This is a genomic window from Paracrocinitomix mangrovi, from assembly GCF_019740355.2.
Classification (GTDB): domain Bacteria; phylum Bacteroidota; class Bacteroidia; order Flavobacteriales_D; family Crocinitomicaceae; genus Paracrocinitomix; species Paracrocinitomix mangrovi.
Map to the genome: position 1 here is coordinate 3,487,483 of NZ_CP091819.1, position 17,745 is coordinate 3,505,227.

Consider the following 17,745-nt stretch of genomic DNA (forward strand, 5'->3'; position numbering starts at 1 on the left):
CGGTTCAAATGTATTTGTAAATAATTTTTATCAAATGGCAGCTATCGCCTTCACCCCGGCCGTAAAAGGCTAAAATCTAATAGCTAATGTCTAGCAGCTAAAATCTAATTCACTATCTTGCCGGCTTGGGAAAAATTTTCGCAATATCACTCATTTTAATCTCTTTCTATGGCTTTGGACAACCAAAGTCAAATGATGAATTAGCGGCAGTATACAACAATCATTCAAATCATGATAGTTTGCGCGCAGATGCTGCTATTGAAATTGCAAATCGCGTCTACTTTTTTGATCTTGATTCGGCTCAAACACTCATTCAAAATGCCAAAAAATGGTCTTTAAGTTCAAACTATAAATATGGCTTAGCAAGAGTTGACGGTTTTTTGGGTTTTATCCACCATGTAAAAGGAGAATACCTTGAAGCCATTGAAAGTTATACTACTTCAATTGATTATAATTTAAAAAATGGCTTTGATATTGAAAGAGCTATGGATTTGGGTAACTATGGTGGTTTACTGGTTGAATTAAAAGACCCTAAAGCATTAGATTGTTACAAGCAATCAATAGAAATTTATGAAAAACACAATGCAACTGTTGACCTGGCATTTTTATACGCCAATGTAGCTCAATTTTACGCAGTTGATTTTGAAAATGACAGTTCACTTATTTATCTATATAAAGCATTACCCTTAGCCGAAACAGATGATTCAAAGTCAACGGTTTATTCTGGATTAACCAGAACGCATCTGAATAAAAAGAATCTTGATAGTGCTGATTATTATTCTAAAAAAGCATTTGAACAAGCTTTAATTCTTGCAGATTCAACCTCTATTAGAAGGTATTATCAAGTACAAATGGAAATAAAGTATGGACAAAATCAAATTGATTCGGCTTTGTATTTTGGTAAAAAAGCACAAACTATTAAGAATGTAACAAGTCAGATAATTTATGGCTTTAATGAAACTTACAGTGCTGTTTTACACAAAAAAGGAAGGGATAAAGAAGCTTTCGTATACCTTGATTCAGCCTACAGATATTTCCGCGATTTCCATTCAGAGGAAATGAAAAATGCGGCTTTTAGAAATGCTGTTAGTTTTGAATATAAGGAGATGCGTTTGGCAGATTCACTCAATTACTTGAGAGAGGAAGAATTAAAAGAAGCGGAACATCAAAAAGAATTGGCCGTTGAGGCACAAAGAAGATATATTCTTTACGGCGGAATGGGTTTGCTAGCAGTAGTCTTGTTAATGGCATATCGTGGATATCGACGAAAAAAACAAGACAATGAAATCATCAGTAAGCAAAAACGCGAGGTTGAAGAGCAAAAAATGCTGGTAGATGAAAAAAATACGGAGATTTTGGATTCAATTCAATACGCAAAACGCATTCAAACAGCCATTTTACCATCCGAAAAAACAATCAGTGAATTGTTGCCAAACTCCTTCATCTTATATAAACCAAAAGACATTGTTGCAGGAGATTTTTACTGGATTGAACCGATCCCTGAATCAGGAGGTGTGCTAATTGCTGCAGCAGATTGTACAGGACACGGAGTACCTGGAGCAATGGTATCTGTAATCTGCAACAATGCGCTTAACAGGTCGGTTAGGGAGTACAAGTTAACCGATCCCGGAAAAATATTGGATCAAACAAGAGAATTGGTTATTTCAGAATTCCAAAAATCTACAGATGAGGTGAAGGATGGAATGGATATAGCTCTTGTTTCGCTAACACTCAACACGAAGAATGAGAATGAAGATGACACTAATTCACATTCTAGTACTCATTCTCAAACTGCTTCTCATTCTCAACCTCATTCCGCTTCTCATTCTCATTCTGTCCTAAAATATTCGGGTGCGCATAATCCGCTTTGGATAATCAAAAGGGGAAGTAATGAAATTATTGAGGTAAAGGCAGACAAGCAACCAATTGGAAAATTTGATCATGCAAAGTCCTTTACAACGCATGAAATAACAGTTGAAAGTGGAGACCAAATCTACCTTTTTTCAGATGGCTTTATTGATCAATTTGGTGGACCAAAAGGTAAAAAATTCAAGGCATCCAACTTTAAGGAACTGTTGCTGTCCGTAGCAAAAGAATCACCTCAAAAACAAAAGCAGTTAATTGACGAAGCCTTTGAAAGCTGGAAGTCAAGTTTAGAGCAGCTAGATGACGTTTGCGTTATAGGTGTGAGAATATAATTCGAACATCTATATAAGCAGTTTACCCTGACCGCGTGTCGCAAAAGCTTTAGCGGTGGCGCAGCCTGTCGAAGGGTAATAGGAGTTCGCATATAAATTCCTATCAATCGTCTAAAGTCTAAAGTCTAAGGTCTAAAATCCAAAGTCTAAAAACTACCATCTAACATCTATTTTACTATCTTATGGTTTCTAAGCTCGCCATGGAACACGAAATTGCTTTAGATAATGCCCTCGATAAAGCCACTTCTTATTTTGAGAAAGTTGATTTAATCATTGATTATTGCATGACCGAAATCGATATCCACATTGGAGGCGATTACGAGAAAAGAGTTCAACAAGGCATTGATTTCCTCAAAGAAATAGATTATCCACTTGGTGAAGCTCACATCACCATGGCTTACGCTTACAAGTTATGGAGAGAGTATGATCTTAAACAAATGCAGGATTATACGGCTAAAGCAGTAGAACTTTTTGAGAAATTAGACAGTGATAGAGGTAGAATCACTGCTTATTTTATGCGCACTTTTGGAGCCCTTTCAATTGGGAATTATGACACTGCTTTTCACTATGCCATTTTAGCGGTTAAAGAAGCAGAGAGATTAGATGGTTTAAAAGTTCAGGTAGACGGTACTGTATCATTTAGAGGCTGGGCATATTTCATGATGGGTATTATGTATTTTGATATATCTGACCACCAAAATGCGGTTGAATATTTTGAAAAAGCCTTGCATATTTTTGAAAAGTTGGATCATTTATTTGGGCAAAATAGAACCAAACCTGCTTTAAGTAGTGCACTTATAGAATTGGCTAGATATGATGAGGCAGAAATGATGCTCAATGAAGCAATAAAAGGTTTTACAGAGAATTATAATGAAGAAGGTTTAAGCAGGGCCATCAATGATTTGGGTGTGCTTTACTTTAGAACCGGAAGAAATAAAGAAGCTGAGCAAAAGTTCAATGAAGCTTATGATATCCGCATCAACCTAAAAAATAAAAGAGGGGTAAATACAACTTTGCTAGAATATGCCGAATTTAAATTGGCGCATAACAAACCATCTGAAGCATTAGAATTAATAAAAAGAGCGCAAGAATTGAGCGTCTTGAATGATGCCAAACCAAAACAAATGAGAGCGCATCATTTGATGTATAAGGCATACAGAGAATTGGGTAATGTGGCTGAAGCATTTGATAATTTAGAAAAATATCTGGCCTTAAAAGATGAGGTATCCAGTTCTGAAACCAATCATAAATTAAAGTTACAGGAATCCAATTTTGCTGCCGAAAAAGCCGAGCAATTGGCTGAATTGGAGAAAGAAAAAAACAAGCAGCTTAAGGCTGCGCATGATGAAATTGCCGAGAAACAGCAAGAGATAACAGATAGTATCAACTATGCCAAACGCATTCAGTACGCCATTTTACCCTCTGACAGTTTATTTGAAAATCATCTAGAAGAAAGTTTTGTGTTGTACAAACCAAAGGATATTGTTGCGGGAGATTTTTATTGGATGCAGGTAGTTGAAAATCCTGATCAAAATAAAGTTCTTTTGGCTGCTGCAGATTGTACCGGTCATGGGGTGCCGGGAGCAATGGTTTCAGTGGTTTGTAATAATGCTTTAAATAGAAGCATCAGAGAGCATAGTTTGTATGAGCCAGGTTTAATTCTAGATCAAACCAGAGAAATTGTCATCAAAGAACTTTCCAGAAATCAGGAAGATGTAAAGGATGGAATGGATATCGCATTGGTGTCACTTGAAAATGAGAATAATCCAGATGGTGAAGCAATTTTAAAATTTGCCGGAGCCAATAATCCTTTATGGGTTATAAGAGAAGGGGAAGTTGAAATTGAGGAGTATAAACCAAACAAGCAGCCAATAGGTAAGTTTGATTATCCACAGCCTTTTGAAACGCAAGAAATTAAGTTGAAAAAGGGAGATCAGTTTTACTTGTTTTCTGATGGTTTTGCAGATCAGTTTGGTGGACCAAAGGGTAAAAAATTCAAAGCATCCAACCTTAAAAAGCTATTTCTATCTATTGCAAAAGAATCAATGCAAAAGCAAAAAGAAAAGGTAGACAAAGTCTTTGAAGATTGGAAAGGAGATTTAGAGCAGTTAGATGATATTTGCGTAATTGGTGTGAGAATATAATTCGAACATCAATTTAAGCGGTTTGTCCTGACCGCGTGTCGCAAAAGCTTTAGCGGTGGCGCAGCATGTCGAAGGGTAATTAGCGTGCGGATATAATTATGCCTCTTCAATCACTTCCAAAGGAATCGGATTAATCCAAATTCTGGCTTCGTCAACTGAGGAAAATTCGCGCATAGGGTAATCAGCAGTTCTGAATTTTCTGTATAATCTAAATAAATTTCTTTGAATGGTTCCTTCAATTACAAATGCCTCAGCACTACATCTCTTTTTTCTTTTTGCACCGTAATTTCGGGCCTCTCCACTAGCCGAAGCACCTTTCGGAAATATATGCAACACTTTCCATGCTTCACCCTGGCTCCATTCAGCAAAAATATCTACGATTGTTTTAAAGTCTTCTACTTCTAATTTGCAGTCAACTTTGTATTTGATTGTGAATATGCCATGTTCATCAACGTAAACTGTCGAGTTCTTATTTTCTATGTGAAATTCCATTGGTAACGATTATACGTTAAAATTAAACAAAATAATCCCTACAAATGTTCAATAATCGACAAATGAACGCTTATGGTCTTTGTAACAGGAGAAAATAATCTATAAGAGGCGTTTCTTTTGTTCTTGAAACTCTTCTTCTGTTAAAGCACCTTTGTTCTTAAGCTCATTAAGTTTCTCAAGTTTTTCAATGGTGTCATGATCTATTTGTTTTTTCTCTACCAGGGGTTTGGTTTCCGTGATTTTAGGAGGAATGTTTGGTTTTACCTGAGGTTTTTGTACTTGTTTAGTAGGTTGTGGGGTGCTTTTGGTAGCGTATACAACAATTAAAACAATGGCACCTGCACCTAACAATAAAAGTAAAAATACGGCTAGCACTTGGCCACCACCAATCATTCCAAGTAAAATAGTGTTCATGAAGTAAATATATTGAATCGAGTAAAAGAATCAAATAAAAAGCCCTCTTCTGAAAATTCAAAAGAGGGCCTAGGGTTTAAACTGGATTAAATGATCCTTACATCTACTTACAGTCGGTTTTATACGCACCTGGTAACTCACCATACACGTATGATTTACCGTAAGATCCTTTTACATAGTCTTGTCTTACTAGAAATTCTTTCCATTGACAAACACCATTTTGACTCATGATTACCACACAATGAATTTCTCTTCCAATTACTCTTCCGTTTGACATCATATCAGTCCATTCTTTTGAAGAAATGTATGAGCTTGATACAGATTGAGGCCATTTTTTAGCAACTGCCCAGTTTTTAATCAGGGTGTTGACCTCTGTTTTCAAACTTGAATCAGTCAAACCTTCTGCCGGTTTTGGCTTGTCTGCAGCAACTGCATCTGAACTTAAATTACATCTCAATACTACTGCTTTTGCCACTAAATCATGATACTCAACCGGGTGTTCACACAAGTATTTGATTCGTTCTTTGTCCTTGCCTAAAATAAACTCTCTCACCAATGGCTCAACCGGATATACCTTACCTCCTTTTGATGGGGCATTTGATTTTGTAGGTCTTTTTAAATCTCCACAAGTAGTATTAACTGTTGTTGCAGGATCTACCACAAAAATACCTGGTTCAATTTGTAAAAGTGTCATATTGGCTAATGAACGGTGGCCAATATTTCCCATTTTGAAGAATACAATTTTACCATCTTTTACAGCCTGTAAAGTATACTCAGTTGGAGATCCAGACATTGCTCTTTGATCTTTGTCATATACCAATGAGATGGTTTGATTGCCTGAGTTATATTTTATATCTACACTTTCATATGTACGTTTCCAGGGATGATCTAAAGTTGCGTCATAGTTTGGCTCCCCAACGTAATAGGTTCCACTTATATCCTGTGCTTTTACAGGAGTTATATTAATTGCAATAAATGCAACAAATGCTAATAAATTTTTCATAATTATTTCTTGTGTTTCATTGCTGTAGTACAATCAACAGGAACAATTACCGTGGTTTCATTTCCAAAGTAAGTGCTTCCATAATTTGCACCATCATAATCTTGTTTAACATATACTTCTTCCCATTTGCAAGTACCATCTTTCTCTTTCATTACTGCTACACACCAAATACCTCTGGCTACAATAATTCCGGTAATTTGATTTCTGTGAATGTTCCATTCTTTGCCTGTTACAAATACATATTGTAACTCTTGAGCCCATCTTGCTTGAGCCCATTTTAATGTAACAGCAGTCGCTTCACTACTTAATTTAGCGGTATTCATGCTGCTTGGTGAAGGCATTGGTTTTTCTGCAGCCTCTAAAGCATCTGACTGTAAACATTCTGCTCTTGTAGCTTCTTCAGCCAATCTTTTGATTTCTTCAGGCTTTTGCATCAGCTCATCAATTCTTGCTTTGTCTTTTCCTAACAAAATGTATTTTTCTGCTGCCTGTTCTCCAGACCAAACTACTTCTGAACATCCTCCTTTGGTTCTGAACCATCCACCATAATTAACCAGGAATAATCCATCTTCAAGTCTTGTCAATGATTTGTATTTGAAGAAATTTACATTGTTCATGTTGTCACCAGAAAATCTGTGTACAGGATTAAGATTCCCTGCTTTAAAAGCTTTAAAACTTCTTGATCCGTCAAAGTAAAACTTGTCGTATCCGGTTTCTGTGAAGTATGCCTTTAAGTTGTAATTGTCATTCTTGTCAAGATGCATGTAAACAGCCTGTACATATTTGTTTCTTGTATCTGCATAGCTTGAGATACCGGCACAACCTGAAAGCTCAGACAAATAGTATAATCCACTAAATCCCCACTCATCAGTCAAACTTAAGTTTGGAATCGGTAGGATATTGGCTAATTTTTCAGCTTCTTTGGCTTCTTCTTCAGCTTTTTTGATGTAAGCATCAAATTTATCCATTGAACTTTGTAGTTCTCCGGATAATGTTTCTGTACTCACTCCTTTGGCTTCTTTTTTGTCTAAATGTCCACCAACTAATACTTGATATTTGCTGTCCTTTTCAGCAACTAAAGCAACTCTGTTGTCAGACATTACAATCAGACCTTTTTTTTCTTTCTTGTCCAAATAAGCAACATTTCCATTGTCTAAAGAAATCTCCAATGCCTTGTATTCTTTGGTGCAATTGATACTTCCGTATTTAAATATTACTGATTTATCGTCCTTCACCAATTCAATTTTTTTAGTCAAATCAGTTAATGGGTTTGCATTATAGCATCCGACAGTGATTCCCTTTGACAGGTAATATGTTTGCGCATTGGATGTTAATGTAATTATTGATACTGCTAGAATTAACCAGCTTTTCTTGGTCAATCCTTTTATTTTATCCAGTTTATTCATCATTTTTAGATTGAGTTAATTTCTAGTGTTAATAGATTTTATTTTCAATCCAAAACTAGACTATGAATGACTCATTTTTCTGTAGTTTTTCCGGTGTACATTGAATTTCTTCTAAAGGGTATCAAACTTCTTCTAAATGACATTTAATTCCGTTCATTGGATGTATTTTTACAGTGTCATATGAAACACTTGCTATCGTATTTATTACTGACAATTTTGTCTCATTTTACTTTTGGTCAATTTGAACCAACCTACCGACAATTGTCTGTGGCAGATGGACTTCCTTCCAATACAATTTATGATGTCACTCAAGGAGTTAATGGTGAAATATTAATTGGACATCAATATGGTGTAAGTAGATACAATGGAATAAAGGTCAATGAATTTTTAACCAATGAGCAAACCCCTTCATTATCTAACATTACGCTTGTATTTGGTGATATGTATTTGTGTAGAAGTTTCAATGATCAAATTTATCTCATCAACGATAATCGCTTGTTATTATGGGATACGCAATCAAGCAAGGCAAGGGGGTATAGTACTTTTATGCGATTTAATGACTGGATTTATCAATTAAAAGGAAATAAAATTCTAAAAATTTGGGATGGGAATAAACAAATAGAAGACAATGTGTTGGAACTAGATTCAATAAGAACTTTGTACGCAATAGCTGAGCATCAAGGATTGCTATGTTTATCAACTCAAGATTCGGTTATTTGGATTAATCCTGTCAATAATAATGTGGAAGGGACGCTTGAAGTAGGAAGTGAGAGACACATCTTTTTATATAATCGAGATGAAAACTTGATGATTTTTAAGTCCCTAGACAATAAACTTCATTTTGTAGATCAGTCAGGCTTGTCACAGCCAATAATTTTAGAGGGATTCAATGTTAATCACAAGGTCAATTTTATAAAGGAAACTAAAGGTGGATTAACTGCCATTGGAACATTTGCCGGATTGTATTTGTATGATCAAAATTTCAATTTAATTGGGCATTATTATCAGGATATGCAGATTTCATGTATGATGGAAGATGCAGAAAACAATATTTGGCTGGGTACACTTCAAGATGGAATTTTGATCATTCCTTCTTTGCAGATTTACAGTTTATATACCAAACAGTTGTTCAACGATAAAACTACCATTTCCAAAATAGAGACCATTGATGATTCATTGATTGCGATTGGCACTTTTCAAGGTAAACTAGCCATTGTTGATTTGAAAGGAGAATTGCAGCATATGTTTGATTTTGAAAGGAGAGATGAAGTGCAGTCAATATATGTCAACAAAGAGAAAAATGAATTGCTTGTTTTTTGCAAAACCTTAATTAGCATTGACTTAAGTAACTGGAAAATTAAGCATGAGCAAGAGGTTTTTCCTGTAAAAAGTAGTTATGTTATTGATGATACAGTTTTTTGTGGAACATCAGCTGGTCTGTCGGTCTTTTTAAATGATATTCAAATTTATACAGGTGAAAAAGAAATGTGGATCAGGAATATTATTTCGTTTGAAAAAGGTTTGTTGCTGGATGCCCCATCCGGTATTGCCTATTTTAACCCAACTAATCTTAAAGTAGAAGATCATCCCATACTTAGCTCAATTAAAGAATATACAGATCCCACTAATTTTCTGCAAATAGGAGATACGCTATTTTTTAGCAGTAAAGGATCTGTACTGTATGTTTATCTACAAAATATTAAACCACTTTTTGAAACAGCTTCTCCTAAAATCAGATCACTCACTTATTTAAATGGCCAGATATATGCGGCAGATAATAAAACTATCTATGCGCAGGATGGATCTATTATAAATTCTTCAAAAGGTTTAATGCTTAATGAGATAAAAGGCATGTCAGTAATTGATAATTCTTTGCTTGTTTACAATACCGAAAAATTTCAATTGTTCAGAGCGTTTAAAACTGCAAATCATTTGTCGCCTCAATTATCTATAAAAAGTATAAAAGGATCGTATGATGATAAGATGGTTACTTCATTTTATGATAATTCCTTGCAAATTGAATATGAAATTCTACCAAACATTTCCGCCCAGGGCAATGCAAAAATCATTTATCATTTAAGTGGTAAAATTGAAGAATCAGACACCTTAACTGCTGCAGAAGTAAACGAAGTTTCATTTGAGAGATTGCCTTATGGAGATTACAATTTAAGCTTAACTGCACAAAATGAAGATGGAAAAACATCTGATCCATATGAGCTTCATCTTACAGTTAATAGGCCTTATTATGCAAGTTGGTGGTTCAGGATTGGGCTTGTTCTATTGGTGGTTGTGATTTCAATTGTTGTGATCAGACTACGTATCAAAGTCCTGCAAAAAAAGAACAAAGAGAAATTGGAAAAAGAGCGTCTAAAAACACACCTACTTTTATCTGAACTCAAAGCCATCAGATCGCAGATGGATCCGCATTTTATTTTTAATTGTTTAAGTGCAATTCAAAGCAATATACTGAGTGATGAAAAAGAAGATGCTTATCAAAATTTAACCGTATTTACGCAGCTTTTAAGAGAAGCACTGCTGTATACATCACGTGAATTTAATAGTCTGGAAGAAGAGACCAGTTTTATTAAAAAATACATTCAGTTGGAGCAAATGCGTTATCAGCATCCTTTTGATTTTAGCATGGAGATAGATCCCAAGATTAAAATGGCTGTTGTAAAATTGCCATCTCTCATTACGCAGCCATTTGTAGAAAATGCCATTCGTCATGGATTGATGCATAAAGAAGGAGAGCGAACTTTAAAATATGCTGTTGCACAGCAAAACAATGGTGATATTATTATCCAAATAATTGATAATGGGGTAGGGCTTGAAAAAGCAAAAGCTATTAATGCCGAGATGAGAAAAAATCATCAGTCAACTGGTATTAAATCTATTTATGAACGCATTGAATTGTTGGGTAAAAGAGGATTCAATTATCATTTGGATATGACCTCTGACAAATTGGGAACCACAGTTACATTTACAATTAAGAAAAATGACTGAGCAAAGAGATAATTACCTGGATATTATAATAGTAGATGATGAGCAACATGCTATCAAACTATTAAAAAATGTACTGAATCTTTTTCCTAATAACGTCCGTGTGGTTGGAGAGGCTACTGATTTGCCACAGGCGGTACAGTTGATCAATCAAACCAAGCCGCATGCAGTTTTTATGGACATCAACATGCCCAAATATTCAGGATTACAGGTAAACGACTTTTTTGATGAGAACAGAGATTTTAAGTTGGTTTATGTCACAGCTCACAGTCAGCATGCTATTGAAGCTTTGCGAATTCAAGCATTTGATTACATCCTAAAACCAATAGAAAAGCAACAGTTGGAACGTTGCATTGAGCGCTTAAATACCTTTTTTGATCAAGAAAGAGAACAAGTAAAAGAAGCTCAGATTAGTGCAACAGAAAAAAAGGTAGCCATCAATTCACATCAAGGTATTCAGTATCTCAATTTAGATGAAATTGATTTTGTAGAGGCATCCGGCATGTACTCAGTAGTACACACAGATAATAAACAAATCATAGTATCAAAACCGCTAAAATCTTTTGAGTTTCTTACTAAAAATGGCTTTTACCGCGTCCACCGTTCATTTTTAATCAACACACAAAAAGTAAAGCGCTACAGCAAGGTAGATGTTTACGAAATTGAAATGCTAAGCGGCGCCAGGATTCCGGTTTCCAGAAACAAAAAAGAAGAGTTTGTTCGCTTTATGCGGGAGTTTTATAGTGGTTAAAACATGATGCTTACTTCTTGTCGCAAAGAACAGCATAGCGTCTTGATTTTTATTTCTTCACAATTTTCACTGTCTTCAAACCCTTTTGGGTTTGACATTGAATGAAGTAGATCCCTTTTGCTAAATAAGAAATGTCATATTTCAAAACTTCTTGTTGATTTACTTTTTCATCAATTAAAATTTTTCCCTGCTGATCAATGATTTTTATCCATTCAAGATTTGATCCAGATTGAATTTGAATAGAATTATATGTAGGGTTAGGAAAAACGTTTAAAGAAATATCAGCTTCGTCTATGCTTGCCAATGATATTGGTGCCTTAAGCAAATGGGATGTGTCTTGTAAAGTCCAGCCTTCATATGTTCCTGCATACAAATAATTATCTAATATTTCTATGCAATGTGGATAACTGTAATTCGCTGGAAAATCCATGCTACTCCATATAGAACCATCCCAATAGGCAATACCGTTTGCAGCAACTCCACCAATTTCATCAAAATCTCCAGCAACGTATAATTTATTGTTATAAACTAGCATGTCTCGTATTCCGGCAGATCCGGATCCGGTAACCGATCCTCCAACATCTGACCATGTAGTACCGTTCCACTTAGCGATAAATTTAGCTCCGTTTCCACCTGCATTTAAAAACTCTCCGCCAACATATAGTTCATTGTTATAGACTGTAGTGCACCAAGCAATTGAATCAAGCCCACTTCCAAAAGCATCCCAACTGTTGCCATTATAAGTTCCTACATAATTTAGGGTAGTACCAGCTGACGAAACAAAATCACCCGCCATCACTAATTGATCATTGAATATCGTAAGATCTTTTATTTCATCATTGGTAGCCGCTGTTGGCGGTAATTCTACCCATTGTGCAGTGCCGGTTTTTTTAATTATTTTACCATTAAAACCTCCTAAATACAAAACGGTATCGTTTGCATAGGCTCCAAAAAAACCTATGGAATAATTGTTTCCACCATCTATCCAGGTATTCCCATCCCATTTTGCTATTCCATAACTGCTCCCAAAATACATCACATTGGCCGACCATAAAGTGTCATTATAAACTGCAAATCCTTGTATTCCAATTCCTGTTAAAGAATTCCCATTATAAGTAAAAGCATTGTTTTCATAGATTGCTGAGAAATTGGAGGTGTTTCCATTGACAACGTCAAAATATCCACCGGCAAATATCTTATTTTCATGGACTTCTAATGCATTAACCGGACCATCAAAGGCTCCAATTTCAGACCATTGATACTGGGCAAAACTTTGAATTGAAACAAAGAGAAATGACAAAAGGGAAAATTTAATTTTCATGTTTTCGATTTTAAAAAATAATACTTACTTCTTCACTCATTTTTGAGGAGATACCACCTTTATACATGATTTTTATCTTGTAATGGTATTCATTGTTTATGGTCAAGGAGCTATCGCTAAATTCATTTACGTTTTCTCTGATTGTTTGATGTAAGCGATATTTACCATCATTTTTTTTCCTATAAATTTGGATAGAATATATTGGAAGAGAAGGTTGTTCCCAACTAATAAATATTTGATTTTGATCTAGATTTGCTTTTGCCTCTATTATTTTTGGTCCGGGTCTATAACCTACCTCATAAGCTACTGGAAGTAGTTTTGATTGACTATAATTTCCTGATTTATCTTCAGCAACCATGAAATAATCATACTTCAGACCGATATCACCAGAAGAATCTAATAAAGTGTCATGTTCTTTGTAGAATTTTAAAATAGTGTCATTGATAGAATTATGTTGTCTGATAACATATTGCTTTGAAACATCAGAACTACCGGAGTTTGCCCATTTTAAATAAATCCCTGTTTCCCGAACTTCATACGCTTTAAATGAAGGAGGTACTGGTGGAATTGTATCTGGTTTCATCAATAATAATGGTTTTGTATTATCTCCATTGTTGTAATTGTTGTCTACAGCTCGAACGTAATAATAAACTTCAGAAGTAAGATTGTTTAAATCTAATGTGTCTGTAAAATCTGTTTTTAATTCTAAGATGGTTGTTTTTTCAATGAATTCTTCTTTCAATGAATTTGCCCTAAATACACGATAACCTTTTAAGTCTTCATCTTCTGGTGCACTCCAACTTAATTTAGCTACTCCATTGGAGTCAATAATACCTTTAAGATCGGTAGGAATTCCAGGAGGTTCCTGATCTAAAGAAAAATGATAGTATGGATAAGAATATGCAGTATCACCATCTGGAGACATTGCCGCAACTTTAAAGTAGTGTCGATCTCCACTTAACAATTCTGCTTTATAGTTAAAAACGAAAGATTTTTCTTTAGCGGTAATTTTTTCTAAAAGTTTGTAGTCTCCATCTATTTCATCCGCTCTTAATAGTATGAATGACGCTATTTCCTCATTTGTTTCCCCTTTATAGAAACCATTAATTTTCCTCACATATTCATTAGCTTCAACAGTGTCAATTACACAAAAACCTTTGAGCCTTTTTTGTATGTAAACTTCTATAATGTTTGACTCTTTACCCGGATCACCAAAATGATTAATAGGTTGAACTTTATAATAATAAGTCATTCCTTCTTGAACCGTTGTATCGACATAATTGATTACTGTTTTGTCTTTTTCATATTGCGAGGTAAAATGAAAAAACGGAGTTTGATTGATTTTAGAAAAATTCTTTTTATCCACTGACTTAAGAATAAAATATCCTCCGTAAAAAGGATTTAATTCTTTAGCCTCCCATTCCATATATGCTTCTTTTAAATCTATTCTGGAATAACCACTTAGTTCCGAACAGGAAGGATTAGAATCCAGTTTTTTTGAATTAACAGTTATATCATTTGATTTTACATCTGATTTGTTGAGCTGTACGGTATAAGTGTAGTTTCCAGAACTAAGGTTATTATCCTCATAATATAGCCCTACAATTTTTGAAATAGTTTTGTTAGCGCTGGATGCCAAAGTGAGCATAGCATAACTTTGTTTTAAAATGTTTTCATCATTTGCCTCTCGAACACCTTCTGCAAAATCAATCATTTCTGAAGCTAATGAATCATCTAATTGAAGTAATTCAGTTTTTCTATCCTTTAAAGGAGCTATTGTAATTGTTTTCTCACCTTCAGTTCCTATTCTTTTTATTGTATATCCATTTTTCAATCCATTTTGAAAAATTTCAGCATTGGTTGGTGCCCATCTTAATTGAACCAAACCTTCTGATTTTACAAAGCTTTTTAAAACAATCTGATCTTGACCAAATGACAGAAAAGTAAAAAGCAATATGAGTGTAAATAAATATCTCACTAATTAATTATTTGACATGTGGTTCCATAATCAAAATCCATGGTCACATTAAGATTAAAAATGTTGAAAATATTTGCCTGAAGATTTATCCCCCCATAGACATATGAAGGGTTCGGGAATTGTCCTTGTAATAACATAGCCATGGACGCACTAATAACAGTAAAGTTGTTCAGAATGATAGGATTTCCATATTGATCATACTGAATATTATCATTACTGTCAAGTTCAAGTTTAGCAGCACCTGCACTCATTCCTCCATAAGCGTATAGTTGGCCTTGCATATACCATAAGTTTGCTCCTATTGGTTCTGTCATTCCTGAGCAATGTGTTCCAGAAGCGTATTTTACCATGGTCAGGTCGAATCCCGCACCAAAATAGGCATCTGCATAAGCATGCCATTTGTTAAATACTTTTTTATAGCCACCACCAACTGCAACCATTAGGCTGGCACCTGTTGCGAATCCGGTTCCATTCACAATTGCATTATTGTCTCTTCCGTTTCCAAGTCCTCCTAAAACTGAACTTACTTGTGGTGGAGGGGGTGGCATTGGTTCAAGGTTTTGACCAACCATAAAGTAGGCATCTAATGTGGCAAAATTTAGAGCATTGGCGTAGCAACGGGCACTTGGTTTACCAAAATTGAAATACCATAAACTCGGAGATATATAGAGTTGCGACCATATGCTTGCTGTAAGGGCTCCTTCAAACTGTGCGTCAGCGGTCATCTGTAAATCAAATATTTTATTGTCACAATCATAACCAACGGCTATGGTTCCTTTGGCATATTTTTTTGCTTGGCTACTTAAAATTTCACTCTTTTTGGCAAATCCATATGCATTTCCTGCTAACAATACATTTGAGAGTCCTCCATTGCTATTAAATTCTATCTGAAAAATCACTTCACCGTTAAGCAGTTTTTCAGATACTTCGCTTTCGGTTCCAACAGGTTGATATCGGAATCCGACCCCGGCACTAAAACCAATACTTTTAGTGTTGTCTGGTATATAATCCGGAGAAAAAGCATTTTCATATGTTACTGGACTTTTTACTTTATCCATTATGGTTTGTACAGATCTTGTATTATCCATATGCCAGGATAAGCCTCCACTAATCTGTGTTAGTACTACAGAAGTTCCAACTCTTACACCATCTGCATATCCTTTTATTGCCGTTGGTAATGGCATGGGAGCAGTGACATCAACGGCCCAGTACTTGTATCCATTGACTTTTCCAAATACGGTGTACATGACTATTGGATTTTTGTCACCCAAAACTTTTGGTATTGTAAGATCAATGCCTCCTTCAAACCCGTCGCCATAGATCGGGTGATCATCCATGAAATTAATCAGCCCTTTGAGGCCAAAAGCATTGGTGTTTAAATCAATTTCAATTGTTTGAATGTTAAATCTGTCAAAAACAAGACTTGGTTTGTTGTTTACTGTTTCAGTTCTTGCAAAAATTGAAAATCCACTGCTAACAGTTATGTCCGTTTTTGCAGTGTCTCCTAAACTTAAACCTACATTGGCCTGAATTCCAATATCACCATTATTCACACCTAATTGTAATGCATTTATCGATATAGGGAATTTAGCCATTTTAGCAGTGGATTGTTCAGGGTCGTTCTGTGTATTGGTAGAGTCTGCACTGCTTGAATCTGTTGGAGTTGGTACTAATGAAAATTGCCCATTTGTTACGTATGGAAATTCAGTTACCAAAGTGACATTTTGGAAGTCTAAACCTTCAAAATTCGCATTTGGATTAGTCAAACTCCAGTCTCCATTAAGCACCAATGTAGGGTTAAAAAGGTCATTTTTAACGGTCATACTTAAGGTTGAACTTTGGTCAATAGTCAGTTTAGAAAAAAGTCCTCCTATGTTCATTGGTTGGTCAGGACTAGCGGAAAATAAATAATCAGGTTTACCGGTGATTTCATTTTTTGAGATCAACGCCGAATAGTCCAATGCATTATTATTCATGATTGGAACTTTGATTTCTCCAGCCATTCCTCCTGATGTCAGTTCATTCACTGTTAAACCAACATTTATATTATCAATAGAAAAGCCCCAGCCATTGGCATCTCCTTCTCCTACAGAAAGTACGTTGTTAGCTCCAAATGTTCCTGTTACTCCAGCTTCGTCGATAAACATGTTCTGAGCATAAATTTCCGTTGGATCATCATGTGCAGACATTTTTTCAGGTAATTGAACTTCAAGATATTTTAAATGAAATCCCCTCCATAATTTAATGTCATCTGGATATGTTTCTTGATAGCATTGCGGTAGAGTAACGTTGGGATTTTCGTAGTCACTCATATCCACCGTGGCTTCGGTAACTGTGAACTCAAAATCGCTAAGTCCTTTGACCGTAAACGGAGAAAAGTCGACAGTTGTCATCACATTTTGAAGGTCCTGGACATTTATATCAAATGAAGCGGTTACATTTTGTGAAGTGTCTCCAACAGGAATTAATATTTCTTTTGAAAAAATGAATTCTCCTGCTAGATTAACCGATTCAAAACCGTTACAAGACCAGCTTACATAGTTTCTCCCGTCATCAGGAAGTCGCAGTTTTGTGTGTTCACCAAGTTCAATAAAATGCTCACTTACAAGCATTAGTTTTGATTGTTCACTTCCAATTATTCCTTCAGGATTGAATTTGATGTCTTTTGCAGCAAATGCAATTTTTTTATTACCACCCGGAAACTCAAGTGCCATGTAGGCTGAAAAATAAGCGCCATCAGTTAAAAAATAAGCGCTATCAATACAAATGATGTATTTAGTTTCTCCAATTTTTTTCACTAAACCAATGGGCAAACTTGGCGCATTATCAGGATCAAAAGTACCTACTTGTTTGTCCGGATCTTCAACCGCATGGGTCTTTGACATAACAAAATCATACATGGGATGACTTTGCGTTGTATCTTGCGCTAAAGTGTTGGTAACGAAGTACGTATTTATACCTAGAAAGAGCAGATAATTCAACAATTTCTTGGAAAAAGCTGTTGATTTTATAATTTTGGGTCTCATTTAACTCTCTAC

The 17,745-nt window shown here is 35.3% G+C and carries 11 protein-coding genes; 4 read left to right on the top strand and 7 right to left on the bottom strand.

Features of this window, described 5'->3' with window-relative positions; genetic code table 11:
* The first annotated feature begins 125 nt into the window (after positions 1–125).
* Together K6119_RS15620 and K6119_RS15625 are read left to right on the top strand one after the other, a co-directional pair.
* Complete coding sequence (locus K6119_RS15620) at positions 126–2,198, top strand: SpoIIE family protein phosphatase (protein WP_221833165.1); 2,073 nt, start codon at positions 126–128, stop codon at positions 2,196–2,198.
* A gap of 182 nt (positions 2,199–2,380) precedes the next feature.
* A complete protein-coding gene (locus K6119_RS15625) occupies positions 2,381–4,342 on the top strand; it encodes a tetratricopeptide repeat protein (RefSeq protein ID WP_221833168.1) in 1,962 nt (653 codons plus the stop codon).
* A 96-nt stretch (positions 4,343–4,438) separates the two neighbouring features.
* Here the strand turns inward: K6119_RS15625 and K6119_RS15630 are convergent, their stop codons facing one another.
* From K6119_RS15630 to K6119_RS15645, 4 genes are all read right to left on the bottom strand, one after another.
* Positions 4,439–4,834, bottom strand: a complete 396-nt coding sequence (locus tag K6119_RS15630) for a DUF7793 family protein (protein WP_221833169.1) — start codon at positions 4,832–4,834, stop codon at positions 4,439–4,441.
* 99 nt (positions 4,835–4,933) lie between these two features.
* Positions 4,934–5,248 (bottom strand): SHOCT domain-containing protein, encoded by a 315-nt coding sequence (locus K6119_RS15635; protein ID WP_221833171.1) that lies wholly within the window; start codon positions 5,246–5,248, stop codon positions 4,934–4,936.
* A gap of 103 nt (positions 5,249–5,351) precedes the next feature.
* Positions 5,352–6,251 (bottom strand): hypothetical protein, encoded by a 900-nt coding sequence (locus K6119_RS15640; RefSeq protein WP_221833173.1) that lies wholly within the window; start codon positions 6,249–6,251, stop codon positions 5,352–5,354.
* Positions 6,252–6,253: 2 nt separating this feature from the next.
* The gene (locus K6119_RS15645; protein ID WP_221833175.1) at positions 6,254–7,660 is read right to left on the bottom strand and encodes a hypothetical protein; all 1,407 of its coding nucleotides are present in this window, start codon (positions 7,658–7,660) and stop codon (positions 6,254–6,256) included.
* Between the two features lie 177 nt (positions 7,661–7,837).
* On the opposite strand from K6119_RS15645, the gene K6119_RS15650 reads away from it, so the two are divergent.
* Positions 7,838–10,660 (top strand): sensor histidine kinase, encoded by a 2,823-nt coding sequence (locus K6119_RS15650; protein WP_221833177.1) that lies wholly within the window; start codon positions 7,838–7,840, stop codon positions 10,658–10,660.
* Entirely contained in the window at positions 10,653–11,408 is a 756-nt protein-coding gene (locus tag K6119_RS15655) for a LytR/AlgR family response regulator transcription factor (RefSeq protein WP_221833179.1), read from the top strand. Before K6119_RS15650 ends, K6119_RS15655 begins: the two co-directional genes overlap by 8 nt.
* Positions 11,409–11,457: 49 nt before the next feature.
* Here K6119_RS15655 and K6119_RS15660 read toward each other — a convergent pair whose 3' ends face one another.
* The 3 genes from K6119_RS15660 to K6119_RS15670 are packed head-to-tail and all read right to left on the bottom strand — an operon-like array spanning position 11,458 to position 17,733.
* On the bottom strand, positions 11,458–12,729 hold the full coding sequence (locus tag K6119_RS15660; protein ID WP_221833180.1) for a T9SS type A sorting domain-containing protein: 1,272 nt from the start codon (positions 12,727–12,729) through the stop codon (positions 11,458–11,460).
* Positions 12,730–12,739: 10 nt separating this feature from the next.
* Entirely contained in the window at positions 12,740–14,707 is a 1,968-nt protein-coding gene (locus tag K6119_RS15665; RefSeq protein ID WP_221833182.1) for a hypothetical protein, read from the bottom strand.
* Entirely contained in the window at positions 14,707–17,733 is a 3,027-nt protein-coding gene (locus tag K6119_RS15670; RefSeq protein WP_221833184.1) for a hypothetical protein, read from the bottom strand. Before K6119_RS15670 ends, K6119_RS15665 begins: the two co-directional genes overlap by 1 nt.
* Between the last annotated feature and the right edge of the window lie 12 nt (positions 17,734–17,745).